At 37.3% G+C, this 26,337-nt stretch carries 23 protein-coding genes; 6 read left to right on the top strand and 17 right to left on the bottom strand.

The features are described 5' to 3' along the window. Positions 1-233: 233 nt before the first annotated feature. Together ACFYKX_RS08900 and ACFYKX_RS08905 are read right to left on the bottom strand one after the other, a co-directional pair. Positions 234-2,045, bottom strand: a complete 1,812-nt coding sequence (locus ACFYKX_RS08900; protein ID WP_389360198.1) for a WXG100 family type VII secretion target — start codon at positions 2,043-2,045, stop codon at positions 234-236. Then, a complete protein-coding gene (locus tag ACFYKX_RS08905; RefSeq protein ID WP_389360200.1) occupies positions 2,045-4,102 on the bottom strand; it encodes an efflux RND transporter permease subunit in 2,058 nt (685 codons plus the stop codon). Before ACFYKX_RS08905 ends, ACFYKX_RS08900 begins: the two co-directional genes overlap by 1 nt. Positions 4,103-4,265: 163 nt before the next feature. Here ACFYKX_RS08905 and ACFYKX_RS08910 point away from each other — a divergent pair, with 163 nt between their 5' ends. Next, positions 4,266-4,820, top strand: coding sequence for a TetR/AcrR family transcriptional regulator (locus tag ACFYKX_RS08910; protein ID WP_389360202.1), 555 nt, complete (start codon positions 4,266-4,268; stop codon positions 4,818-4,820). A gap of 70 nt (positions 4,821-4,890) precedes the next feature. Here the strand turns inward: ACFYKX_RS08910 and ACFYKX_RS08915 are convergent, their stop codons facing one another. The 3 genes from ACFYKX_RS08915 to ACFYKX_RS08925 all read right to left on the bottom strand — a co-directional run bounded on the left by ACFYKX_RS08915 (position 4,891) and on the right by ACFYKX_RS08925 (position 7,452). Then, positions 4,891-5,583: a YwaF family protein gene (locus tag ACFYKX_RS08915; RefSeq protein ID WP_389360204.1), complete on the bottom strand. Its 693-nt coding sequence runs from the start codon at positions 5,581-5,583 to the stop codon at positions 4,891-4,893. Positions 5,584-5,753: 170 nt separating this feature from the next. Further along, on the bottom strand, positions 5,754-6,884 hold the full coding sequence (locus ACFYKX_RS08920; protein ID WP_389360206.1) for a DUF4030 domain-containing protein: 1,131 nt from the start codon (positions 6,882-6,884) through the stop codon (positions 5,754-5,756). Then, entirely contained in the window at positions 6,874-7,452 is a 579-nt protein-coding gene (locus ACFYKX_RS08925; RefSeq protein ID WP_389360208.1) for an RNA polymerase sigma factor, read from the bottom strand. The genes ACFYKX_RS08920 and ACFYKX_RS08925 overlap by 11 nt, the downstream gene beginning before the upstream one ends. A gap of 186 nt (positions 7,453-7,638) precedes the next feature. Between ACFYKX_RS08925 and ACFYKX_RS08930 the strand changes: the two genes are divergently transcribed. After that, positions 7,639-8,199 (top strand): GNAT family N-acetyltransferase, encoded by a 561-nt coding sequence (locus tag ACFYKX_RS08930; RefSeq protein ID WP_389360210.1) that lies wholly within the window; start codon positions 7,639-7,641, stop codon positions 8,197-8,199. A 198-nt stretch (positions 8,200-8,397) separates the two neighbouring features. Here ACFYKX_RS08930 and ACFYKX_RS08935 read toward each other — a convergent pair whose 3' ends face one another. From ACFYKX_RS08935 to abc-f, 3 genes are all read right to left on the bottom strand, one after another. Beyond that, a complete protein-coding gene (locus tag ACFYKX_RS08935; RefSeq protein WP_389360212.1) occupies positions 8,398-9,693 on the bottom strand; it encodes an NCS2 family permease in 1,296 nt (431 codons plus the stop codon). Positions 9,694-9,853: 160 nt separating this feature from the next. After that, positions 9,854-11,911: a catalase gene (locus ACFYKX_RS08940; protein WP_389360214.1), complete on the bottom strand. Its 2,058-nt coding sequence runs from the start codon at positions 11,909-11,911 to the stop codon at positions 9,854-9,856. Positions 11,912-12,342: 431 nt separating this feature from the next. Beyond that, positions 12,343-14,259 carry a ribosomal protection-like ABC-F family protein gene (abc-f, locus tag ACFYKX_RS08945; protein WP_389360216.1) on the bottom strand — a complete coding sequence of 639 codons (1,917 nt, stop codon included), beginning with the start codon at positions 14,257-14,259 and terminating at the stop codon, positions 12,343-12,345. Between the two features lie 767 nt (positions 14,260-15,026). Between abc-f and ACFYKX_RS08950 the strand changes: the two genes are divergently transcribed. Beyond that, the gene (locus ACFYKX_RS08950; RefSeq protein WP_389360218.1) at positions 15,027-15,614 is read left to right on the top strand and encodes a CBO0543 family protein; all 588 of its coding nucleotides are present in this window, start codon (positions 15,027-15,029) and stop codon (positions 15,612-15,614) included. A gap of 95 nt (positions 15,615-15,709) precedes the next feature. Here the strand turns inward: ACFYKX_RS08950 and ACFYKX_RS08955 are convergent, their stop codons facing one another. Beyond that, the gene (locus ACFYKX_RS08955) at positions 15,710-16,501 is read right to left on the bottom strand and encodes a SagB/ThcOx family dehydrogenase (protein WP_389360219.1); all 792 of its coding nucleotides are present in this window, start codon (positions 16,499-16,501) and stop codon (positions 15,710-15,712) included. Between the two features lie 118 nt (positions 16,502-16,619). On the opposite strand from ACFYKX_RS08955, the gene ACFYKX_RS08960 reads away from it, so the two are divergent. Further along, positions 16,620-17,495 carry a LysR family transcriptional regulator gene (locus ACFYKX_RS08960; protein ID WP_389360220.1) on the top strand — a complete coding sequence of 292 codons (876 nt, stop codon included), beginning with the start codon at positions 16,620-16,622 and terminating at the stop codon, positions 17,493-17,495. 69 nt (positions 17,496-17,564) lie between these two features. Here ACFYKX_RS08960 and ACFYKX_RS08965 read toward each other — a convergent pair whose 3' ends face one another. From ACFYKX_RS08965 to ACFYKX_RS08975, 3 genes are read right to left on the bottom strand one after another with little or no spacing between them, the layout of a single operon-like run. After that, positions 17,565-17,828 carry a M14 family zinc carboxypeptidase gene (locus ACFYKX_RS08965; protein ID WP_389360222.1) on the bottom strand — a complete coding sequence of 88 codons (264 nt, stop codon included), beginning with the start codon at positions 17,826-17,828 and terminating at the stop codon, positions 17,565-17,567. 17 nt (positions 17,829-17,845) lie between these two features. Beyond that, positions 17,846-18,865 (bottom strand): FecCD family ABC transporter permease, encoded by a 1,020-nt coding sequence (locus ACFYKX_RS08970; RefSeq protein WP_389360536.1) that lies wholly within the window; start codon positions 18,863-18,865, stop codon positions 17,846-17,848. Further along, on the bottom strand, positions 18,865-19,878 hold the full coding sequence (locus tag ACFYKX_RS08975; RefSeq protein WP_389360224.1) for a FecCD family ABC transporter permease: 1,014 nt from the start codon (positions 19,876-19,878) through the stop codon (positions 18,865-18,867). Before ACFYKX_RS08975 ends, ACFYKX_RS08970 begins: the two co-directional genes overlap by 1 nt. 121 nt (positions 19,879-19,999) lie before the next feature. Between ACFYKX_RS08975 and ACFYKX_RS08980 the strand changes: the two genes are divergently transcribed. Together ACFYKX_RS08980 and ACFYKX_RS08985 are read left to right on the top strand one after the other, a co-directional pair. Next, positions 20,000-20,968: an iron-hydroxamate ABC transporter substrate-binding protein gene (locus ACFYKX_RS08980; RefSeq protein WP_389360226.1), complete on the top strand. Its 969-nt coding sequence runs from the start codon at positions 20,000-20,002 to the stop codon at positions 20,966-20,968. A gap of 173 nt (positions 20,969-21,141) precedes the next feature. After that, on the top strand, positions 21,142-21,942 hold the full coding sequence (locus ACFYKX_RS08985) for an ABC transporter ATP-binding protein (RefSeq protein ID WP_389360228.1): 801 nt from the start codon (positions 21,142-21,144) through the stop codon (positions 21,940-21,942). 46 nt (positions 21,943-21,988) lie between these two features. Here the strand turns inward: ACFYKX_RS08985 and ACFYKX_RS08990 are convergent, their stop codons facing one another. The 5 genes from ACFYKX_RS08990 to ACFYKX_RS09010 form a co-directional block, all read right to left on the bottom strand. Beyond that, on the bottom strand, positions 21,989-22,600 hold the full coding sequence (locus ACFYKX_RS08990) for a hypothetical protein (RefSeq protein ID WP_389360230.1): 612 nt from the start codon (positions 22,598-22,600) through the stop codon (positions 21,989-21,991). A gap of 241 nt (positions 22,601-22,841) precedes the next feature. Next, entirely contained in the window at positions 22,842-24,227 is a 1,386-nt protein-coding gene (gene rlmD / locus ACFYKX_RS08995; RefSeq protein ID WP_389360538.1) for a 23S rRNA (uracil(1939)-C(5))-methyltransferase RlmD, read from the bottom strand. Between the two features lie 229 nt (positions 24,228-24,456). Next, complete coding sequence (locus tag ACFYKX_RS09000) at positions 24,457-25,029, bottom strand: hypothetical protein (protein WP_389360232.1); 573 nt, start codon at positions 25,027-25,029, stop codon at positions 24,457-24,459. Further along, positions 25,030-25,674 (bottom strand): hypothetical protein, encoded by a 645-nt coding sequence (locus tag ACFYKX_RS09005; protein ID WP_389360234.1) that lies wholly within the window; start codon positions 25,672-25,674, stop codon positions 25,030-25,032. Positions 25,675-25,863: 189 nt separating this feature from the next. Continuing rightward, entirely contained in the window at positions 25,864-26,250 is a 387-nt protein-coding gene (locus ACFYKX_RS09010; RefSeq protein ID WP_389360236.1) for a hypothetical protein, read from the bottom strand. Positions 26,251-26,337 lie beyond the last annotated feature (87 nt).

A 26,337-nucleotide genomic window follows, 5' to 3' on the forward strand; every position in this document is an offset into this window, starting at 1 on the left:
GAGTATATTTAGATATGTTAATCATATTACAGACGGAATTGACGTTAAGATGCACCGAAAAAAGCACAAATTAAGGGACAAACTTAGAATCGTGTAGAATACCTGAAACAATAATTACTCTCTCCAACGATCGTGAACAAAAAAGCATGAGTCAGGCTACTATTAACCAAACTCATGCCTAAATATAGATTTATAATATATTCAACGCTGCTTGCACTGAGGACCGTTCCCTACTACTTAAACAAATCTAAAAACAGTTCCCAGAATCCTTTTTCTTTAACAGGCTCTTCTTTTTTCGTTTCTTGCTCTTCTTTTTCAATGCTTTCCGTTTTTATAACAAACTGAACTGAATAAACATTTTCATTCTGAGGAGAGACAAAGGAAACAGGTGTAAAGTCAGACTTATCGTACTCAGAAATCATCTGATTGATTTCCTCTTGCATTTGTTCTGGTAAGTCTTTCGTTTCTTGGTATAATTCATCCGTACCATCATGGAGTTTGCCGACTCCCTCATTTAACCCACTTGTTCCTCCGGATACTCCAACAATACCCGAATGCAGCTGGTTATAAGAAGCAGCAAGCTGACCTACCCCTTCTGTATAACCTACTAATCCGGAATGAAACTCACTGTAATTAGAGGACAATGTTGCTAAGCCCTTTTGCAATTCTCCTAATCCACTCATATCCGTCTCTTTTAGAGAAGCCGAAAGTTCATTTGCTATAGAAGTCAGGTTTCCACTAATAACATGAATCGCTTCACTAGCTTGCTTTAAAGATGGTTCTACCGCTAAAAAGGCTTCATTTACAGCAGAATAAGTTCCTCTTACTTTTTGAGCCGCGGTATTAGATGCAATCAGTTTATCCAGTACATTGGAATCAGCACCGCTCGCATACAACCCCGTTATCTCTTCCTCTGTAAGCTGTTGAGCAGGAATTTCCTTAATTGCCCCGTCCAAAGCTTGGTAAGCAACTGAGTAATTCTCTTGCAAAGTTGATAGTCCGTTTGCTGTTTCCGTCAGACCATTTGCTAACTGAGTAAGACCAGCTGGCAGCTCATTCAGGCTTGTTAAGTCCATTTCTGAAGAATCCCCAGACATAGAATCACTAATGGTCTTAAGTGCATCACCAATAGAATTTGAAGCTTGAATGATTTCTGTGGATGCGCCATTCACCTGGTTAATCCCATTTTTGTATTGAGTTGAACCCTCTCTAAGTGACGTTACCCCACTGTTTAATTGGGAAACTCCGTCCTCTAAATCAGCAACTCCATTATTTAATTCCCCTATTGCATCTGATAAAGTCGACATATCATCTGTCATACTGTCCATTTCTGATGTATCAATCGGAAGTGTGGATGGAACAGCTGCTATTTCAATTCCTTGAAACTCAAAATGTTCTACATCTGCTTCCACACTGAAGTTTTCCTCTTGCCCTGGCATAACAGTAAACGTAATTTGTTTATTCTTCCCCGCGTTTGCAATCATCCCGCCGGAAGCCTCAATGTTACCATACATATTGGATAACATAAGGGAGACTTGTAATAAGTAGTTTTCATAAAAGACTAAATCAACATTTTTATTTACTTTCGTCTCAACATTTATTTGGATATGACCCATTTTGCCTGCAAGTTCGGTTGGATCTATTTCTTTCCCATCCAATAGATAGGAAACATTAATATCCCAAGGTAATTCAGAATCATCCTTTAAAGTCCCTTGATAATAAAAGTTTCCTTCTGGGGCGTTGACACGAATGGTCTCCCCTTCTAGATTTAATTCCGATAAATCAGTTAGATTTTTGACGCTACTGTACTCCCCGTAGTCGAAGACTTCTCCAGGCTGAGCCACATCTAATGTATTTACAACATAGATTTCTTCTAGGTCCCCATTTGCTTTTAACGTTGCATATACCACTTCATCTTTAGAAGTGATTTTCCCAGCCACTTTTTCAGCTGACACCCTGTTGGTTTTGTCAGCAGTTGCAAGAAATGAAGGTAAGAGTACTATGAAGGATAATACAACTAACAGAAATTGTTTTTTTCTCATCATCACTTCTCCTCATAAAAATTAGCTTGATAGGTCGTTTTCTTAATAAATTTATCTAATACCAATAAAAGTGCCGGTAATAAAAATACAACCATTACAAAGGCAAGTAATGCTCCTCTTCCTAACAGTAAACCAATGGAAGATACAATTGGATTAGATGACGTAATCCATAAAATGAACCCTACACTCGATAAGATTGCAGCAGATATTGAAATAGAGAACGTTTTTTCATCCAATGTTTTCACAATTGCTTTCAATGGAGACATTTCTTTCCGATAATGTTGATAAGCTTCCGTAAATAAAATAGCATAATCCACAGTGGCTGCAAGCTGCACCGTACTGATAATTAAATATCCTACAAACACCAATGAAGAGTTTGTGAAATAAGGGATTGATAAGTTAATCCATACAGCTGATTGGATGGTTACGAGTAAGACTAGTGGAATGGAAATAGATTTAAAGGTCACAAGTAGCACAATCGCAATCGTAACAACCGTCAGAACGTTAACCACAATATTGTCCTTGTTTACAGTATTTTTAATATCGTACAAGGTAACACTTTCTCCTAAACTAAGTCCCTGATCTCCGTAATACTTCTCAGCGATTTCCTGTACACTTTTTACAATGGAAAAAGGAACTTCCCCTTCTGTCCCTTGATTCGTATTGATAACAATACGGCTGTAGTTTTCAGAGTAAAATTCATTCGTAATCGATTCATCTAGATATTCTGGAGGAATGACTGAACCGACCATATTCACATAAGCAATAACACTTGTAATATAATCGAGGTCTTCTAATTCTTGAACGAGCTCTGTCTCTTTAACGATATCACCTCTAGGAACTAAAAGAACCATTGGCGTGGCTTCACCAAATGCTTTTTCTATTACTAAAAAGTCACTACCAGCACGCGTTGTTTCTGGTTGCTCACCAAGTCCATACGTAAATGACGTATTACTTTGTGCTAAAAAGCTTGGTATCAGAATGGCAAAAACAAGGAGTAAACTTGGAATTCTTAGTTTTACCACAACATTTCCGATTCCTGTAAAGCTTGGTACAAAGCTTTTATGCTGTGTTTTGTCCATCCATTTATATAGCAATAAAGTTAACGCGGGTAAAAATACCATAACACTAATAAAGCTTAGAAGAATTCCTTTCACCAGATTTAATCCAAGATCCGAGCCGATTTCGAATTTCATGAATGTAAGGGCGATAAATCCAAAGAAAGTGGTTGCTGCACTAGCCGTAATGGCAGGAAAAGACTTTTTCATTGCAAGTAGCATAGCCTCTTCAGGATTAGTCGTCTTCTTCCGGTAATCAGAAAAACTATGAAGAAGAAACACGGCATAATCGAGCGAAACAGCTAACTGTAAGATTGGCGCAACCGATTGAGTTACAAAGGAAACCTCCCCTAAGAAGATGTTGGTTCCCAAGTTTATTAACACAGAAACACCGATCGCCGTTAGGAAAAATAACGGCTCAATCCAAGATGTGGTTGAGATGACAAGGATGAAAATAATGATTGGAACCAGTAGAATGGCAGCATAAAAAGATTCCGTTCCCGCCATTTTTTGCGAGGATGCAGTATTAATCGCTTCCCCTGCAATCGCACCATCTTCACCGATCAATTCGTAAATGGCATCTGTAATTTCAACTTCATCACCAGCGCGAACACTAATAGAAAACAGCGCATTTCTATCCTTGTAATAGGTTTCTGTCGTCTCTTCGTCCGCCATTTCTAATGGTGTCTTTAAATCCACCACATCATCTAACCATATTACCTCTTCAATCCCATCAATAGCAGATAGTTTTTCTTTATAACTAAGAGCTTCTTGCAAGGATACATCGGCCACCATTACCCTTGTATTTGGAACAGAAGCTGTAAATTCATTCTCCATAATCTTCATTGCCTGTGTCGACTGAGCATCATCTGGCAAATAATCTACCATATTATAGTTCACCGACACGAATAATTGCGCAACCGTTGAAATCACCGTAAATAAAGCAAAAATAATCACAACAGCTTTCTTATGCTTGATGATTCGTTCTGCAATACTGTTCATATTTCATCCTCTCTTGAGCCATTTGCATTTTCACCTTATCATTATATAAACACGGTGTTGGTTATTCAACAAACAGTTACTTAAGATACGTTTAGTACACAACAGAATGCCATTGGTTGTTGTTTAACTCATTGAAATCTGAAAGGATAGGATTAATTCTAATATGGACAGACGTAAAAAATATACGCGGATGGTTTTAAAGGAAAGTCTTATGAAATTAATGAAGGAGAAACAAATTTCAAGCATTACGGTAAAAGAAATATGTGAGTTGGCAGACATAAATCGCTCAACATTTTATTCTCATTATTCAAGTCAATACGATCTACTAAATGCCATTGAAGAAGAGTTTATCCAGGATATGATTAATACACTTAGTCAGTACAATTTTTCAAAAGAAGAAGAAGCATTGAAAATGACCGAAAAAATCCTTGAGTATATAGCCGAGAAAAGTGAAATATGTAAGACACTTCTAAGTGAAAATAGCGATATTCACTTTCAAAAAAAGGGAATGGAGATTACACAGCAGTTTATATTTAAAAACTGGATTATTGGTAATCATCTTGAACGGGAAACGTTTGAATATATAAGTATGTTTGTTGTGAGTGGAAGTATTAATGTAATTAAATATTGGTTAGAAAGTGGGATGAATAAACCACCAAAGGAAATGGCCGAAATTATCAATAACTTCGTAAATAAGGGATTATCTGATATACGATAAAGTTGGGGCAAAAAGAAAGAGTCTGTGCACCCAAAAAAAGTTGGGACAAGGTACCTGTCCCCTTGTCCCCTTATCTCTTTTGTAACATGCCCATCGGGAGATACGTGATGAAGAATACAACTATTGCTGCAATTTCAAGATTGATATAATACATAATTCCTGATCCAAAAAAGGACAAGATCGTTTCTGATTCTGTAGGATTGGCTAAATAGAAGAAATTTGTGTCTAGAAGGTGGTTGATGAAAAAGATGGGAAGTGCAATGATGTTCAACAAAATGAAGCCGGTCCATATAGCTTTCTTCGGTACACGATAACCCTCATATACGATGAAGTAGAGTACAGACCATGTGATTGCGGCATGATGGAGGAAATATTTAATGAAACGATAATGAGGAAATTGATAAAACAATTCGGGTGTTACCATGCTTAATATGGGTGGAAGTGTTCCCGTAAAAAATAACAAATAGAATACTTTTTTACTTGGTTTAATGAATAGATAAATAGCCATAAATGTACTGAAGGAACATAGCTGTAAAGGTAGACTACCAACCTCCCATTGGTTTGTAGCCACTACCCATATTTGATGGGAAATTTCACTGATTACCAAAATACATAATAATGTCCATTTGATGTAAGACTTGTGAGCCCTGAGGTTACGCCTAAACATGATTAAAAAAGTACAGACTACAAAAAACATCAGTAGCACTGTAATATGCGGAACAGAAAACGACTCAAAGGTCCGCATTTCTGTAACCGAAAACATGAGATCACCCCTATCCTGGTTTTATGGATATTTTATTCGGGTGGGGTTTGGACATAGACTATTGTTTAAAATTTTCGAGCACCTCTAAAGGGACGAAGGACAGGGTTCTGTGTCCCTAATTAAAACAAATTGGGACAAGGTACCTGTCCCCTTGTCCCTCCCTCACAGCTTTAGTTTTTCAACACTTTCATCTTCTTATCATCCTCACTGTAGATGACAACTTGATATCTATCATCCTGTATCGCTTTTAAAGCGTCCTCTGATTGCAGAAAGTCTTGGACTGTTTTTTCTATCGTCTCTACTACGTTTTCAATAGCTGAATCTTTGGATGATACAGTGGTTCGAATGACAATGTGAAAATGGTCTTTATATTTATTATTGGTATAGCCTACCGAATACACCTTAAAATCTTTTTCTGCCTTTAAGCCTTTTGCAATGGTATCAAACAAAGGCATGAACCTGCCTTCTCGTTCTCTAATTTTAGGATCATACGTGAGGATTTTTACAGTGTATCCCTCTATGTTTTCTTGTTTGAATGTTTCTAAGATGTCCGATTTAATCTCTTCTGTTCTTGTTTCGGTTTTTGGCAACTCGAAAAAGACAACGCCATCTCTAACTCCATTTTCCATTCCAAGTGAGACATGTCCGTAAGGTTCCAATACCTCATAAACGAGTGCAGTGATTTTATCGAATTCCAATGCTTCTTCTGAAGGATTCTCAGCCATCTCTTTCCAAATCCGACCCGTTTCAGCATCATTTAATACTTTAAAGCTATATTCTTCTTCATTTCTTGCTTTCAATATATCTTGAATTAATTTTTCAATAGGTTCTTTTACTTCGTTGTAGTATTCTTCTGGTTCGAAAATCATTACTTCAATATATTTTGTTTTGTAGTCTACATGTGCATTGATATTCATAAATTTATTTTCATAAAGCGCTCGATTAATTTCTTCTCCTACTGACATCACTTCAATCTTATTTTCGAAAATTAAATTAAGATATGGAATATTAGAAGCCATTTTCGCCACAGCAGGCGATACAAATGCTGTACCAACGAAAAGACCAAAAGCTGCTACAGCGGATAGTGTAAAAACGGTGATTCTTTTTCTAATTACTCCATTCTGTTTCTTTTTCAAGTTATTCTTGAATAAACTCCATTCTTTATCAACTTGTTCCTCTACCTCTATGTTGATATCTCCGCTGTTATATCTATCAGGTAATTCGTCTATAAATTTTTCAAGAGTGTTTGGAACCTCAATCTCTTCCAATGATTGAATAGGGTCTTCCTTTTTATATCCCATTCGCCTTAACCTCCTGTAAAAAATGGTTTGATTCTTTCATTATTTTTGCTAGGTTTTGTTTCCCACGTTTCATCCTCGTTTTGATAGTGATAATGTTTTCATTAAGAACAAGAGCAATGTCCTTAACTGATAAATCTTCATAATAATGAAGAAACAGAGGTAAACTTTGATCTCTTTTGAGTTTCATAAATTGTCTCAGCATTTCTGCCTTATTCTCTTTATTTATTGCAACCTGTTGTGCTGACTCCGTAGTTATCTTCATTTGTACTTCTCTATAGTCATCAAGGTCGATATGTATATGACGATGATTTTTTCGATAGATATCTATCGAACGAGAATATACAAGGCTGTAAAACCATGACTTAAAATTTGTCATTTCTTTGTTTTTCATAATGCTTATATAAGCACCTTCTAGTGCAATTTGTAATGCATCTTCGGCATGTTCTTTTGATTTTAGAATGAGGTAAGCAGTTTTATATGCTGAAGACAATAAAGGCTTTACTAAAAGACTAAACGCCTCTTGTTCACCTCTCCTGATTCTTTCTATTAAATCTTGATCTTTTCCCAACGGAGAAACCTCCTTTTAAATTGTGCACATATGTATAACGAAATGAATGGAATGTTTGGTTTCACTTTTCTAAAAAATAGTATTCTATAGGTCATAAGAGAAAGGCTTTTACTTAAAACTGCATCGCTTCCCACTTAAACGATTCTGCCTTTTCGCTTAATTTCAGTCTACAGGAGGATACAGTTAATGGGTATTATTGGTATGGTTAAATTAATTAATAGAATAGAAATCGAGGAGATTATTATGAAAATGATTATAGATACAGATCGATTAAGGTTGAGAGTCTTTGAAGCAGAAGACTTCCATGTAGCGAAAGGATTCTGGGGAAATGATGAAGTAATGGTTTATAGCGGAGGAGCAGTTGAGCATGATTTACTTCCAGTTGTGTTAGATTCCTATGCTAAGTGCTATGAAAAACATGGCTTATCTATCTTTGCAGTGGTTGAAAAAGAGTCAGGCAACGTGATAGGAGCAGCAGGATTTAAACTAAAAAGTTCACCGGAAACAGTCGAACTGATCTATCATTTTATTCAAGAATCCTGGGGGAAAGGATACGCTACGGAGGCAGCAATAGCTTGTATTAATGTAGCGAAAAATCATGGACAAGTTAAAAAAATATTTGCTTCAGCAGATCCAAATAATGAACAATCTTTTAAAATATTGGAGAAGCTTGGCTTTGATTATCAAGGATTAAAATGGTTTGAAGACACTGAACAGGAAGAACCCTATTATTCAATGAATTTATAACCAAGGTTTAAAGTTTCCAATTAAATAATTGCTATTGTTTTAACTATGTCTTGGCAAGAAGCAACTTACCTAGTGTAACATGCGTGGATTGAAAATGATTTATCCATGTGAGAATCTATAAAAAACGAGGGACCAGTACTGGTCACCTCGTTCTATTCTCGCTTTGTATTGGACAAGAAAGCTGCCTTAGTCCTATCATTAATGTACTTCAGCAATAAATGTGAGTAGAAAGAGTGCTGCTATGATATATAACGGTAAGGACACTTCTTTCGCTTTTCCTAATGCGAGCTTTACTAATGGATAGAAAATGAATCCAAAGGCAATGCCGTGGGCAATGCTATATGAAAATGGAATCATCACAATTACTAGGAAAGCTGGAAATCCTTCGGAAAGATCTTGGAAATCAATTTGTTTCACGCTTTGAAGCATGAGTACTCCAATGATAATTAAGATTGGAGCGATTGCACTTCCGGGAATGATTTTTACCAAAGGAATGGCAAAGATGGAAAGCAAAAATAAACTTCCTGTGACGATTGCTGTTAGTCCTGTACGTCCTCCAGCTGCAATTCCAGCTGTGCTTTCTACTGTAGAAACCGTTGGACTTGATCCAAATAATCCACTCGTTAAAATAGAAAGTCCGTTTGCTTGGAAGGAACGCTTGAACTTTTTAGGGCGATTCATCATATTTACGTGACCATTAATTAACCCGATGTTCTCAAATAAGAGAACCATCGTTAATGAAAAGACGGCAACGACAAACGTAAAGCTACCAATCCTTTCAAATGAAATGGCACCAAATAAAGAGGCATAGCTTTCAAAAGAAAGAGAACTGCTTCCCACATTTTGAAAACTTACTACACCTAATAAAGCAGCGATAAGCGTACCAGCCATAATACTAATTAAGAAATTAGCCGGCACATTACGCATGAATAGAAACACAGCCAGTAAGATGGATAGAATGGTGGAAATCACAAACGGATCGGTAACATCACCTAAACTTAGAAGTGAGTTCTCTCCTTTTATGATTAAGCCGCCTTTTTCTAATCCAATTAGTGTTAAGAACAACCCTAACCCTACTGTAATCGCATGCTTTAACGAATCTGGAATGACTTCCAGTAGTATCTGAGAAATTCGTGTGAAGGAAACTGCCGTAACAATAACTCCCGATACTACTACTGCCCCTAATGCTTCCTGCCAGGATAATCCCATAGAATGAACAAGTGTATACGTAAACATCGCGTTAATTCCCATTCCAGGAACGAGAATGATAGGTGCGTTTGCCCAAATCCCCATCAACCAACAGCCGATGATACACGTAACAATTGTTGCAATAATTCCAGCTTCTAATGGAATCCCCGCTTCTGCAAGAATCGTTGCATTTACAGCAATGATGTACACAATGGTAAAGAAAGAAATCATCCCAGCCATCAGCTCTCGTTTAAGAGTCGTCTCATGTCCAGGTAAATCAAAATAACCCTTTAGCCATTGAAGCATAGTAACAACCTTTATTCAGTTTCCCTCTCCCACCCGGCCGCAAAGGACCCACAAAGTAGTATTATAAGCGTGGATTGGAAAAAGGTAAATGAAAAACACTTGGCAATAAAAAGAAACGACTGATGCTCGAGAGTGTGACAGCATCAGTCTATGTAAGTCTCTAAGTTCGATCCCAAAATCGTCGTTTCGTAATCGCAGCAACAAAGTCTTTTCCAAAGTTTTGATTGTTTGTTGCAAACACTACCCCTGCTAGGTTGTTATTTTCGGACCCTTTAAGATAGGAACTTGCGTCTGAAGCAATACCAATTGGCTTATAATGCTTGTATGCTCCACTGATAAAACTTGCAACATAGTTGTTGAAATTAGCTTGATTATCAGTGAGTCCACCTACTATATAGAGTGCGTCATAGAGGACATTGTGAGTAGAAACAAACGTTTCATCGACTTTAAGTGTTGTACCATCTGCCCCAGTAACCATCCCTAGCTTTTCGCTTACAATCTCTATAAAAACACCATTTTGCTCCAGAGTTTCCAAAACGCTTTTTACTTCTGGACCATTAAAACCATTTCCAATGAGCACTCCCACTTTTAGCGTATGTGGATAATGTGCTGTGTTCGCCTGACTTACTGCAGGTGAAGAAGCTGTCACTGGTACGTGATTTCCGGTTGGAGGGTTTACCCCCACGTTATCTGCAATGATGGTCGCCATTTCCTTATCTACATTGACAAACATATCAACAACTTGTTGACGAACAGACTCTCTTTTTACTTTAACGAGCTCAAAGCTAAAAGCCTCAATAATATGTTGTTTTTCAACGGTAGACATACTATTCCAAAACAACCTCGCATGCGAATAAATATCTTTAAAAGATTCACTACTTGCTTTCACTTTGCGGCCTTCTACTTTTTCCGGATAATGAACAAAGCCACCTTCCTCAGGCTTTGTAGGTCCGGGTGTATTATTGGCTATCGAGTTCTTAAAATAGTTGGTTTGGTCCACATCAATCCGATATCTCATAAAGCTATCTCGCTGGTTATTATGAAAAGGACATAGAGATCTATTAATCGGCAAATCCGGGTAATTCGATCCACCAAGCCGGTGCTGTTGCGTAATTTTATAGGTAAAAGTTCTCCCCTGTAAAATCGGATCGTTACTAAAGTTAATGCCCGGTACTAAGTTAGTCACATCAAACGCGGACTGCTCTGTTTCGGCAAAGAAATTATCGACATTCTTATTCAGGGTCATTTTCCCAATAATATCCACGGGTATAATTTCTTCAGGCCAAATCTTTGTAGGATCTAGTACATCAAAGCTGAACTTAAATTCATCTTCCTCATCAATCATCTGCACGCCTAGTTCGAATTCAGGATATGCACCACGTTCAATCGCATCTCTTATATCTCTTCGATGGTAATCCGGATCAATCCCACCAATAAATTGTGCTTCTTCCATTAATAGAGAATGAACACCAAGAACTGGCTTCCAATGAAACCTTACAAAGGTAGATTTTCCTTGTTCATTCACAAATCGGAATGTATTAATAGCGAACCCTTCCATCATTCTCCAGCTTCTAGGAATCGCTCTATCGGACATGGCCCACATTACAAAATGAGCTGATTCTTGATTATTCGCAACAAAGTCCCAAAAATTATCGTGAGCAGCAGAGGCAGTTGGCATATCATTGTGAGGTTCAGGTTTAAGTGCGTGTTGGGAATCGACAAACTTAAAGGCATCAAAGAGGACAAAAATTGGAAACTGGAGTCCCAACATATCGTAGTTACCTTCTTCTGTATAAAACTTAGTTGCAAACCCTCGAATATCTCTTGCGGTGTCCTTTGAGCCCTTCCCTCCCTGTACGGTTGAAAAGCGGACAAACACAGGAGTTTTAGTTCCAGGTTTCTGTAAGAACCCCGCCCTCGTATACTGTTTCATAGATTTATAGGTTTCAAATTCACCATGTACCCCAAAACCTCTTGCATGAACAACCCTTTCCGGGATTCGTTCTGTATCAAAATGCATCTGTTTCTGAAAGAAATGAAAGTCTTCCATTAGAACAGGACCACGATCTCCAGCCTTTAACGTATGCTCAGCATTTGCAACCTTTAGTCCTTCATTGGTAGTCAATTTTTTACCGGTATTTTTTACACGGAACTGATCTAGCTGTTCGTTTTTTATGTTTTCATCATCTTTTCCTTTGTATCTTGATGACTTATCCATGTAATCACCAACCCTGTTAGATGTTTAACCCACTCATATATATGAATTTCTACTGGATTTAGAACGGTTTTTATAGAACGGAAGTGGCAACGAAGGCACCTTACAATAGAAAAACCATTTCGTCTTGGAATACGTTTCATTTTCTAAATATGTATATGATTGTTACAATAAAATGGAATGATGAGGGGGGTATAACCATGAGGCGATTGGGAACAGACAAGAAGTATAAGTTTCGAGATATTGTCCTTGATGCATTGTCTTTTTTATCATTAGTACCTCAAATAGTCTTTTGGCCTTTTAAAATGGTGGGGAAATTATTAAGATTTCTTATAAATCTATGGCAGTGAATGTAGAAAGAGCTTGGATAATCAAGCTCTTTCTTAGGATTTATTAAAATAGAATAGATAGGAATCGACTTCTTTTATTAACTCTTAATTACTCAAGCTCAACCATAAATTCATGACTGACTCTAATTCATTCGTTAATACGAGTTTCCGTTTATAAAGCTTATCAAGTTCTTCATAATCCATATTGTCAGCTGACATGGCTTTATCCATTTCTTCTATTTCCATTTCAAGCTTCTCAATCTTTGATAATGCCTTTGCTGCTTCCTTCTCTTCCGTATCGCTTCGTTGTTTCTTCACTTTTTCAACTTTTACGACAGGTTCTTTTTCTACCTGCTTAGTAACTTTTTCTTTTTCACTTTTGTAAAAATCGTAGTTTCCAAGATAGCTCTTCAAAGAATAATCCTCAAGAGCAATCAATCTTTCCCCAATTTTATTGATAAAATAACGGTCGTGTGAGATGAAGAAGATCGTCCCTTCAAAGTCCTCCAGTGCTTCTTCAAGAGTTTCAATCGATTTAATATCCAGGTGATTCGTTGGCTCATCGAGGATTAATAAGTTGATATCTTGATATAACAGCATGGCAAGCTTTAGTCTAATTCTTTCCCCGCCTGATAAATGCTTTACTTTTTTAAAGACGCTCTTTTTATAAAACATAAATTTGGCGAGGTATTCACGAGCTTTTCCCTCTACAATTGAGATATCCTCTCTAAAGGTTTCTATGACTGTTAACTCTTCATCTTTAAACGTAATCTTCTGTGGTAAGTAGGCAGCCATTACATTAGCGCCTAACTCCACTACTCCGTTATCTGGCTGCACCTCACCTAGAAGCATTTTTAGAAAGGTTGTCTTCCCACTCCCATTAGGGCCAATTAGTCCGACCCTTTCTCCATACTGAACCATCAAGTCCGCATTCTTTAAAATCACTTTATCTTTATAGCTTTTAGATAGACCAACCGCCTTTATCGTTTCGTTCCCTGAGCGCTCTGCCACTTTTAAGTCTAATCTCATATTACTTCGCTCAAAAACTGGTTTATCGATTCTGTCTAATTTATCAAGTTTCTTTTGAATGCTGGCTGCTCGTTTAAAGAACTTGTTATTATCGGCTCTCATCGCCCAATCTCTTAATTCCTTAACTTGCCCCTCCATCCCTTTGATTTTCTTTTGCTGCTCTCTAAAATGCTCATATTGAATGCGCATATTCTCTTCTTTTTGACTGACAAAGGATGAGTAGTTACCCTTGTAAGAGATCGATTCCATATCCTCAATCTCTACAATCTTCGTTACCACCTTATCAAGGAAATATCGATCATGGGACACAATTAGGACAATCCCCTTATATGTTTTAAGGAAGCCTTCAAGCCACTCAATGGCTTCCATATCAAGATGATTGGTAGGCTCATCAAGTAACAAAATGTCCGGATTATGAATAAGGAGCTTTCCAAGCACAACAGTCGTTTTTTCGCCTCCGCTTAATAAATCAAAATCCTTATTTAAAAAGCTGTCGGAAAAATTAAGCCCCGTACAAACCTTGCCTAATTTCTCTTCACGCTCGTATCCGCCTCTCACTTCAAACACTTGTGTTAAGTCACTGTATTTGTTTAATGCTTTTTCCAAAGCTGCATCTTCCAACGTCTTCATCTGCTCTTCTAATTCACGCATTTGCTTTTCAATGTTATCAACTTCTTCAAAAGCCAAGTTTAGTACATCAATGACTTTTAAACCTTCCGGATAGACAGGTGATTGTTCCAAATAAGCTTTAGTGGCTCCTCTCGGTAGATGAATAAGACCTTCATCATAGCCATAGCTTGATGTTTGTGGATAGCCTGGATAGTAATGCATTGGCTCGATTCCCGCAATGATTTTCAGGATCGTACTCTTACCGGTTCCGTTTGCACCAACAATTCCAACCTTTTCTCCTTCATACGCTTCAAGTGAAAAATGATCGACTACAAGTGTAGCTTCCATATATTTTTTAATGCCTTGTACTTTAAGTTCTAACATAACAGTTTCCTTCTTTCTCCTAGAATGATAACGTTATGTCTTTATGGATGTGGCAAAGAAAATAAGCTCTGTTTTTCTAGTCTGTTGATTTCCACTGTGCGGTCAGGAAGTCCCATGGGATGACTTGCGAAAAAGTACTACCGCTGACTACGCTCATTACGTTTGGTAGGACTATTCTTATACTGCTTGATCCTGCAGCAACTCAAAATATTCCCACCTACGAAGGAATACGAATATATTTTTGAGATAACCTGAAACCCTCTGCAATTTATCAACAGTTACCGTTTTAATAATAAAAAAGACCATAAGAAGATGGTTCTTCTTACAGTCTGTATCATCCGTGAATATAATTTATTAACGTTAGGTATGCACATTAAAGAAGCATACAACTATGCCTTCGTTCATACATCCACCAAGCAGAACTTCAGTGGAATACGAAATAAATTATAATCTTGATATTAGTAAAGTAAGTTTCCTTCTAATTCGCCACGATTCCATAAAGAGCATAACAAATAAACCTATGTCTATAGGTGTTTTGATACTCCATACAAAATACTTATTAATTTTTAATCAAATTAATATTGGCAATTAGTTGGTTCCATAAACTTACTTTCCCCCTTCAAGATTTTCTATATTATCTCATTATTTCATTATATTGTAAATACAATTTCTCGTTTATCACTTGCTTCCAATCCCTTGGCTTACGTATAAAGCTCGATAAATTAGTCCATTATACTTATAGTTTTTACTTTTTAGGAGTGCTGGTATTGGACAAATTCACACCAAAAAACATGTTTACCATTAATCCTAGTTGGGATGAAATCATCGAGGTAAAGGTTAAGCTTAAAAACCTGTTAATAGACTATTGGATTACTGAGACGGTATTCACTTTCAATTGGTGGTTCCTTTTGATCACTTCCATTGTCTTCTTTATCGTATGGATAAAAGTTCTAGACAAGAAAAGAATTATTGAAATTTCTTCATTTGGGCTTTTGGTCGGTACATTAACATTTTTATTAGATATGATAGGTGACTCGTTAGTTCTCTGGTCCTATCCTGACAGACTAGGCCCCTTTACCAGTTCAATATTTGAAATCCATAATATCCATATCCCCATTATTTATATGATTATTTATCAATATTTCAATACATGGAAATCTTACTTCATTGCTTTAACTATTAGCTCTTTTATTTTTGCATTTATATTAGAACCAATAACTGCTTGGTTAGGTATATACGAGATCTATCACTGGAAATACATGTATTCCTTCCCTATTTACATTTTAGGTGGCGTTACTTTAAGATGGATAATCATCAAAGTTAAAAAAATAGAAAAAAAGTATATTAGGACCTAATTAATTTTAATATTCATGCCATTAACTATGAATTAACCATGTCTCCAAAAAACGACTAGACTCACCCTATGTACGGATGAGTCTTATATGGTTCTTTAAATTTTTGGTGGTCTTCGATCGTGTAGCCAATCCTTCCCTTCTACTTGACCAACAGACGCCATTAAAACAGATAAGTGCTTCCTGCCATCGATTCCTAGAAACTTATTCATCTCTTTATCATACCAATGCCCCATTGTGCAGGACCCCAGCTTTAACGCATTCGCTACAAGATGAAAATTTTGCGAAACATGCCCTACATCCCACCAAATATAGCGGTAGGTTCTTTCCTTATATTTAAACAAGGTACGGTCTATGACTGCTGTCCAGACAAAATTTACTGCAGCCTTTTTAGTCATTTCCTGCTGTTCTGTCACGTCAAAAGCAAAGTCAGAAAAGTCGCCAAGTTTAATTCCTTCCAGAATCCAGTCTTGCACGTTTAGATGATAAAGCCCCTTCTCCAGCCCTTCTACATTATTTATGAGCATAAACGTTTCAATTGGATAAAGAGCACCTGCTGAGGGTGTTGTTCGCACTTGATAATCACCTAAATCTGCAGTAATTCCTTGTGTTCCCCACAGTATTAAGTTTAATTGATTGAGGGTAATGGGCTTGTCGATAAAATTTCGCTTAGATCTCCTATTTTGTAAGACGTCCCATAAGGATGGAACCTCACTAAATTCAGGTTTCTCAAGTTGTATTTGTACTGGTGCATCTTTAAATTTCATGTAAGTTGGTGGTTTCTTTGAAAGGTCAGCTTTAAGATGCCACCCTTCTTCTAAGTCTCCATATCCATACGATGTCGCCTCAATAAAATCTTCACAAATGCTTTCCCACGTTTTTAACATCATTTCCTCCATCATTTTCTGATTTAATTTGTTATTATTAGTATAAAATGAATTTCTACATAAGTGAAATTAATAATTCTAATTCAATCATTAGTTTTTACTAATAAAAGGAGAGTTGAATGTGACTCTATTACAATTCGAGGTTTTCATGGTAGTAGCTGAGGTAAAAAGTTTTACACAAGCTAGTAAACAACTAGGCTATACTCAATCCGCTGTTTCCCAAATGATTAGTAGTCTTGAAAAAGAATTAAATGTAAAACTCTTAAATCGCAGTCGTTCTGGAATTACACTAACTACAATTGGCGAAAGAATGTTAAAACATGTGAAAGAGATATACAGAATCAAAGAAACGATGTATCAGGAAGCCTCATCGTACAACGGATTAAATGTAGGAGCTTTAAAAATTGGGGTTACACCTAGTGTGTTTACGAAGTTAATACCAAAAATAATTCCGACATTTAAGAAGGTTTACCCAGATATCGATCTAGTCATTTTTGAAGGTACATATGAGGACGTAACTAGTCTTCTTGAAAATGATGATATTGATTTAGGCTTCACCATATTAGAGAGAGAGAATAATATGGGGCAAATCCCGGTTCTAGAGGACCAACTTATGATTCTTTTAAAAGATACCCTTCCATTAGCAACCGAAGAGAATCTTACAGTCAGTCAAATTCACGAAAGCTGTTTTATACTGCCTAAAGGTGATTGCGATCAACTAATTAAGGAAGTGTTTAAAAAGAGTGAGTTAACTCCAACGATTAGATATGAAATACAAGACACCTCCACGATTATGGCTATGGTTCGAGAAGGAATTGCTTTAACCATACTCCCTGAGCTTGCCATCCCTAATGAGATAGCTGGGGTGAAAACTATTCCTTTAAAGCCTATCGAAAGACGCAAAATTGGCTTTGTGGTAAAAGACCTACAGACAATTTCTCCGGGGGCAGCGGAATTTATTCTTCATGCCAAAACTATGATTGCATCAGAAAGCTAAGAATTTCTCACTTTAACTTATTAAAAAAACCTGAGTACATCATTTAATGGACTCAGGTTTTCATTATTTTTAGCTAACACAAGATAGGTACTCTAGTGTTATGGCTCCAATCAGTTCATTTGGGTGTGGACAGGCAAAACATAATGCATTCTTAGGGCCGTTCCCAATTTTCATACAAAGGATTGGGTGTCCTTCACGTGATTCTCCAGCCTCGAAAACGGTAACGATATCTGGAAACTCTTTGGCTAGCCTCCTACAACTTTCATCCATTTCATCTACCGTAAGAAAAGCTTTGTAATCCGGAACATTAGCAACAACAGATTGAACATTCATGTAGGAAAGTTCCTTTCTTATTTAGTCCTGATCAGCAAATACACGAAGTAAGGTGCACTTAAAATCGAGACGATGATCCCGACAGGAATTTCAGTTGGTGCTAACAAGTTCTTCCCTATCGTATCTGAAACCATTAGCAACAAAGCCCCTATCAGTGCTGAGATTGGAATAATATATTGATGCACAGGTCCCAATATCTTTCTAGCAATATGCGGGACAACAAGTCCTAAAAAAGCAATCGCTCCACCTGCTGCAACGGAAGCACCTGCAAGGGCAACAGCAATGAGCAATAATAACCTTCTTTCAGATTCGACACTTGTACCTAGACCAGAAGCTACGTCATCCCCTAGGTTTAGCACATTTAAGGAATGTGCTTTTTGAAGAGCAATGGGGATTAATATCAATATCCAAGGCAATAAGGCAAACACAAAATTCCAGTTTGCATTCCATATATCACCACTTAACCAAACCGTAGCTTGTCTAAAGTTTTGTGGATCCATTTTTAATTGGAAGATCGTTAAAATCGCAGCAAACCCTGCATTGACCCCTATCCCAACCAGAACTAACCTAATCGGGTTCACCCCTTTTTTCCATGCGAGTGCATAGATGATAAGTGCCGCAACAATGGCTCCTACAAGAGCCGCGATTGGCATGATAAAAGTAGACAAAGGGCTCGTAACATCTAATTGACCTTTGAAAAAGTATAGGAATAAGACAACAGCAAGACCAGCACCTGTGTTAATACCAAGAATCCCAGGATCCGCAAGTTCATTTTGAGTGATTCCTTGTAAGATGACACCCGATACTGCTAGTCCTGCTCCAATTAGTAGGGCTAACAAAATTCCTGGTAAGCGAAAATCAAATAGGACAAGCTCCTGCCGATCTGTTCCATTATTCATTAATGTCTTAATAACATCCATTGGAGCTATCTGAATGACCCCTGTGCTCAAACTTACAAAAAACATGATTAGAATCAACATGATCAGAATAAGGAGACTAACAAGAAACTTACTCTTTTTAGCAACAGGCTTCTTCATCATTTTCCACCTCCACTTCCACGAGCTAAGTAAAGGAAGAAAGGTACTCCTATTAGGGAAGTAATCGCTCCCACTGGTGTTTCAAAAGGAGCATTCACGAGTCTCGATACCACATCTGATAACACAAGCAACAATGCCCCAAAAGTGATAGAAGTTGGAACAATCCAACGATAATCTGTTCCGACAATGAATCTAACAATATGCGGGACGATGAGTCCAACAAACCCTACAGCCCCTGCTACCGATACGGCAGCTCCTGTAAGAATAAGAATGGAAATAATTCCGAAAAACTTTACTAACATATTATTTTGCCCCAGCCCTGTTGCAACATCTTCACCTAGGCTGAGCAAGGTAATCGATTTAGAAACGGATATGGCTACAAATAGACCAATCCCTCCTGAAATCAATAGAATGGAAACGGATGTCCAGTTGGTCCCATCTAGCCCTCCTGCAAGCCAAAATCCCATCTCTTTTTCCAAATTAAAATGTAAAGATAAAATGGAAGAGATTGACCGCAGCATCGTCCCAATCGCTACACCTGCTAGAGCAAGCTTCACAGGAGTTAATCCACTTGAAGATAAGGAACCTATCATAAAAATAAGTCCAACCGCTATCCCTGCCCCCACAAATGACGAACTGATTAGGCCCAGATTTGAGACACTAGGGTAAAAGGCAAGCATCAATACAAGTGCAAAGGCCGCTCCATCTGTGACTCCCATAATCGATGGTGATGCTAATGGATTACGAGTCATCCCTTGCATGATAGCACCTGAAACGGCTAAAAAGGCACCCACTAGTGCCGCTGAAAAGGCTCGAGGCAGACGTAGTTCTTGAATCACCTGATGCGCAGTAACTTCTGGATTAAATTGAAATACTGCTTGCCATACTGTGCCAAGATCAATATTCGTTGCCCCATAAGAAACAGATAAACCTATTGAAATAAACAATAAAAAAATGACGAAAATATTAATAACGATTTTTGATGTATTCGAATGATGGATAAATTCTCGCATTGCTCTCCCCTATTTTGCTAGTTCTTTAAGTTGTCATAAAAACTTTCAATTTATAATTGACTCTCCATATGGGAATGATTATCATTAACGAAGAAATTATACCACAAAAGGAGAAATGATTTTGAAAACAACTATGAACCTTCGTCGAATTTTTACTATTGTGATGATTGGATTGGTACTTATTATTTCTGGTTGCGGAAATGATAATGCATCACCAGAACCTAAAACGGACGATCAACCTGAAAGTGAAACGACAGAAATCACTCTTGATTCTGCTATGGGTGAGGTCACGATTCCTGCAAATGCTGAAAAAATTCTAGCTCCTTACCACGAGGATGCTTTAGTGGCACTTGGTGTTACTCCTGTTGCTCAATGGGCAATTGGACAAACTGTTCAACAGTACCTACAAGATGATTTAAAAGATGTTCCTTTAATCGAATGGAATATTCCTGTTGAGCAAGTATTAAGTCATGAACCTGAATTAATTATTTTACAAAATAATATGGATAGCTATGAAGGCACGTATGAAGATTATAACAAGATTGCTCCTACCTATTTAATGACAGAAGAAACAGTAGCTGATTGGAGAAAGCAAATCGAAACATTCGGAAAGATTCTTGGGAAAGAAGATGAAGCTACAAAGCTATTAAGTGACTATGAAGAAAAAGTTTCATCTGCTCGTGACCAATTAACAGAAGCAGTTGGAGATCAAACGGTTGCAGTTATCTGGGCTGCAGGAGATCAATTCTACGTATTTGAACAAAATCGTCATAGTGCAGAGGTTCTTTACTCTGAACTAGGAATTAAGCAACCAACACTTATCCAAGAAATCGGGCCAGCTGATGCTGCAGCATGGAATCCACTTTCAGTTGAAAAGCTTTCTGAGCTTGATGCTGATCATGTCATCTTGTTAGCTTTAGAAGGTGAACAAGGGATCACTACTTTAGAAAATAGTGCAGTATGGCAAAGCACGCCTGCTGCTAAAAACGGAAATGTCCATATCCTAAATGATCCAAGTAACTGGACAAATAAAGGATTAATCGCATCTCAAAAAACCATTGAGGATGTATTAGAAGTATTAACTAAATAATGTTTAAAAAATGCTGTCCATTCAAATGGATAGCTTTTTTATATGAAAAATATGGATTTGAAATGTGTCTATTTTAGTAACTGATAATAGCTATCATTGACTACCACCCTTTCTGCACCTAAAATGAAGGTATTCATCATGGTAATACATGTATTACAACAGGAGAGATTTCAATGAACTCATTATCAGCTAAGAATTTAACATTAGGTTATGGAGAAACCATTATTATAGATAATTTAGATATAGAAATTCCTAAAGGGGAAATTACGGTTTTTATTGGTGGAAATGGTTGCGGGAAGTCTACGCTATTAAGGTCTTTAGCTAGGTTACTCAAGCCCAAAGGTGGTACCGTTTTGTTAGACGGGGTAGAAATGAACAAGATGAAGACAAAAGATATTGCTAAAAAGCTAGCAATCTTACCACAAAGCCCTGTTTCACCGGAAGGATTGACCGTATACGAACTTGTGAAACAAGGTAGACATCCACACCGTTCATTTATTAAGAACTGGTCTAAAAAAGATGAAGAAGCAGTGAATCGTGCACTCGAATCGACCAATATGCTTCATTTAAAGGACCGAGCAGTTGATTCATTATCTGGTGGCCAACGCCAACGCGCATGGATTTCTTTAACCCTGGCACAAGACACAGACATTATATTGTTAGATGAACCTACCACCTATTTAGATATGACCCATCAGATTGAGATTCTCGATCTGTTATTTGACTTAAACGAACAAAAAGGACATACCATTGTCATGGTTTTGCATGACTTAAATCTTGCTGCTCGATATGCTCATCATATCGTGGCTGTAAAAGATAAAAGAATCTATGCCCAAGGAAAACCAGAAGATATTATTACATGTGAGTTAGTAAGTGATGTGTTTCAGATGAAGTGCAATATTTCCTGCGATCCTATCTTTGGAACTCCAGTATGTGTCCCTCACGGAAAGGGGCGATTGATTCTGGCTAACTAGAATCATAAAACAAAAGCTGAAATGCACGATGGCATTTCAGCTTTTATTATTCCTCGGGAACAATCCGTTCTACAACTATATCTTGCTTTTTTAATTCAAATAACATGGCAATTTTCGCTTTACGTACATTTTCATTGATAAGGATCGTATACTCTTCGCCATCCTTAAAGGTGAATTCCATTTGACCACTTGTCATGACACCTCTTTTTACCTTGAACCTTTCTTTTACACCCTCAATATCAGACCACGCATAATGTCTTTCTTGAAAACCAAAAAGAGGATTAAAGTGGATTCCCTCTTTATCGACATAATGGTATTGACCAAAACTTAGAATACCGATTGCAATGGCAGCTGCAAATGCTAGCGACATAATCACTTTCGTAAGTTTTCCATTTTTTTCTTTGCTAATTAAGATGGCATAGATGATAAGTAAAGCAGCAATTAACAAAAGAGAAGCTATAAAAGCACCGTACGCTACTTTAGGCGGCTCAAACACCCAATAGCCTTCGGGTTTATACAGTATTTCTTGAACGGGTACCAGTAAAAATAACGCAATAAAAACAGACCCTAAAATTAGAATAATGGCAGACGGAATAAGCATTTGGTTCCAATCTGTTTTCTTCTTTTTTGTAATCGTATAGCCCCCAGAATACATCAAGATAACCCCTTTAATTTATATATCTACCATACGTAAATTATACAGTATTTTAATCCTTGTTCTAGCAGTTTTAAAACTAGGTAAATACTGTAATTTACATATTATATTATGATAGTTTCTTCTCCATAAGTAAAGAGCGTTGAGTCGCTTTCACCTTGAATGTAAGATACGGACAACACTTCACAATTTCCCTTCTTCTAAGTAAAGACTCGTTTTTTCGGTTCTTTTACTTAACAGCTGATTACTTGGTTAAAGTAAGCCTTGCAACGGCTTCAACATGAACAGTATGTGGGAATAAATCAACTGGTTGGACGACTTCTAATGTATAACCGAATTCCTCAAGTTGTTTAATATCCTCAGCAAATGTAACTGGATTACATGATACATAAACAATTCTTTCAGGTTTGGCACGCCCAATTCTTCTCATTACTTTCCCACCTGCACCGGAACGTGGAGGGTCAAGAAGTAACAATTCTGGGCTTCCAAACGTCTCCAACACTTGATCAATTCCTTTTCTAGCATCCTTTGCTAAAAAACCAGTGTTGTGAATCCCATTATCCGCAGCATTTCGTTTGGCAGATTCAATCGATGTCTCAACAATTTCAATCCCTACTAGTTCCCCTACTTGGTTTGCAAATGGAAGTGAAAATGTCCCAACCCCACAGAAAAGATCAATCATTTTCTCTGTCTTCTTAGGCTGCGCCATTTCAATGGCTATGTCTACCAGCTTCTGTGCTTGTGTTGGATTCGTTTGGAAAAACGTATCGAACCAAAGACGGAAACGGTACCCATCCATTTCATCGTATATAAAATCACGTCCAGCTAAAATATGGCTTTTTTCCGATTGAGTGCGGTCCGCCCATTGCGTGTTTTCAAGCCACATTAAGCTTTTAACTTGAGGGAATTTTTCGCTAATCCGCTTTACTAAATCATCAGCAGCCTCTCTTAAGTGAACATCAGGCGCCTCCGTTGCAAAAAGAGCTAGCATTATTTCCCCTGTAGCAAAGGATTGTCTAACCATTAAATGTCGAAGGATTCCTTCATGCAAATCCTTGTTATACCCCGGTAATTGGTGGCTTTTTGCCCACTCCGCTACTTCCATAGTAGCAGCAACCATGTCCTTGCTTGCAATTAAGCAAGTCTCCAGAGAGATGATTTCTCTAAAATTTCCTTGCTCATGCAGACCAAGGGCACCGTCTGGAGAGAATGTAAACTCCATTTTATTGCGGTAATGCCAAGGGTTGTCCATCCCGATGGTGTCTAATACAAGATTAGGATCAAACCCTTGAGAAGAAACGGCTTTTTTCACATAGTCTGTCTTATGTTTTAACTGCCCTTCATATTGCCAATGCTGCCATACACATCCACCACATCTCTCAAAGTGTGGACATTGCGATGCTAATCTCTCTGGATGGTTCTCCAAAATTTCATCTGGCATTGCCTTTCTTTTTTTTCGCTCAGGATTGTCAACTGTTACTCTTACCTTTTCACCAGGTAAAGTTTGAGGAATGATAAGTTTTAGCTTTCTTAAGTTTCCTAGTTCATTTTCACGCCAAACCTCAGCCAAGCCTGAACCTTTTTCATCTAGTTGTCTAATTTCGGCAACCATTGTTTCTCCTCTATTCATCAATGAGTAGTCCTCCCTTTTATGCAAATTATTTATAGTAAATGTATTGATAACGTTCAACTAACCTAGTATAAAGGACAAGCCTGTATTATAAAACTATTTTAGCCTAGTAGATTTTGACACTATAGAACATGCGATAAGCATGGTGGCTGGTATAAAAGGAAAAAGTGCCTAATCACGGTCAGGCACTTAAATCTTGATATTATTCTATTACAACTAATAGCTGAACTTATATTTTTACCTTATTGTACACTTCCAGGTACTTTTCTACCTCAACACTTAAATCTTTTTGGCCACTGAAAGATAAGAGATCATGGCACCAGAAAGTCGTTGTATATCCTTCTTCTTCAATATGCTCATTTATTTCTCCATACTTCTTTACATTCTCCCACTTCACATCTTCGTAGACTGTGTTTTTTAGCCACCAGTTTTGAATGTCATTTTTCAAATTCTTTGCGGTATGAGGAAGTGTGATCACACTATTAATCAAGACTGGAGGAATTTCATCATAATGACCATGGAAGAGTTGAATGTTTGTAAATAAAATTTTTCTTACTTTCCGCTCTTCAATCTCACTCTCAAGTGCATATTGCCTTGCCATATATTGTGGTAAGAATGTTCTGTACCAGGACATGGATTGATCGATACTTTTACTCGATTCTGAGCCTAAAGCATTCCCATTTAAAGGTTGAAACCGATGCTTTGATAGAAGAGTATCTAAGTCTCTTAAAATCAGAATTGAGTTATTGATAAGATTTCTTACATTATTTACCGAGTGAATAATATTCGTATGCTGATCCATTTAGTTCCCCCCATAACTCCAGCCCATTTTATTAACTTCCTTCAGTTCGCTCCATTGAAGGTCCTTTTCCGTTCGTTCAGATTGATACTTCGTCTCATAGGGATAAACAAACTTCATATGATGATGAAATCCATTGAAACTGACTAACCCTTTTTTCCTTAATAGTCGTTTTAGATCTGAAAGTAACATTTCATCCTGCTTGGTTTTGAAATCTTTAAGGGTATGTATAACGTTATAGATTTGTTTCCACGATAGCCAATAAAGCTGATTTATGGGGAAATCTATGCCTCGAACATGTTCAACACTTTCTTTTAATTCTTTAAAGTGCAGATAGGTATCATTGGTTAGGTAGACCAAAACCGTCCCCATTAGTTTGTCTTGGTGAATCTCCATAAGTATGTGGCATAATTCCTTATGCATATCCTCAATTTCCCTAGCTAGCTGGTCCCGTTGCCAGGTTTGTCTTTCTTCTACTTCAGTTGTGGTATCTTCATCGCTCGATTTATCGGACCAATATTTTGCTTCAATACATACAAGATACTGCTGATGGTTCTCATCTATCAAACGTAAAAGTACATCGGGTTCAGAGTTATCGAGCCTTGGCCAAAACTCATATGAACACTCTATGATGGTAGAATCAAACAATAATGGCTCCCCTTCCACATTTATGCTCGACTCTAAAACAGATTGAATATAGACAGAGGATGAAAGATATTGAAACGTGCCAATGACAGATGACGTTAATACATCCTCAGAGTTTCGAAGTTTTGAAGGGACCTTCCCCTTCATTTCGGCGATTAACAGATTGTTCCCCCCCTATTAGCATACTTTCCCTTATCTAATTACATCATTATACTGCACTCGAACAAATTCCTTTACTAGTTCCAACCTATTTTTAGAATCAATAACTTCAAATGGAATATAGACTTCATGGTTTTTTAAGGAAAAGTTTCTCATTTCTATAATATTAAAATGTAATAGTTGTTGGATTTCTTTTTGTACTATTTTTCCTTTAGTAGATTCCTTATTACCTGGATCAACGTGAAGGATCAAACAGTTGTAACGCTTCTCCCCATATAAAGTAGCAAATTTAGGTGCTTTTCCTCTAAAGCTTCTTGGACTATATCCTAACGTAAGGCTTTTCGGTGCAAGGTTAATTTCCATTGGTCCTAAGCCTGCTAAAAACTTATGTAATTCACTGAATACTTGTAGTTCGTTCATCTTTTAACTCCTTATAAAATTTGTGGTTATTGTCCAGCTGTTAAAAACCGAGTTTATTCAACCTTCGTTGTTGTTAGTTGCTACAAT

This window comes from Cytobacillus spartinae (assembly GCF_042865285.1).
Taxonomy (GTDB): Bacteria; Bacillota; Bacilli; order Bacillales; family Cytobacillaceae; genus Robertmurraya_A; species Robertmurraya_A spartinae.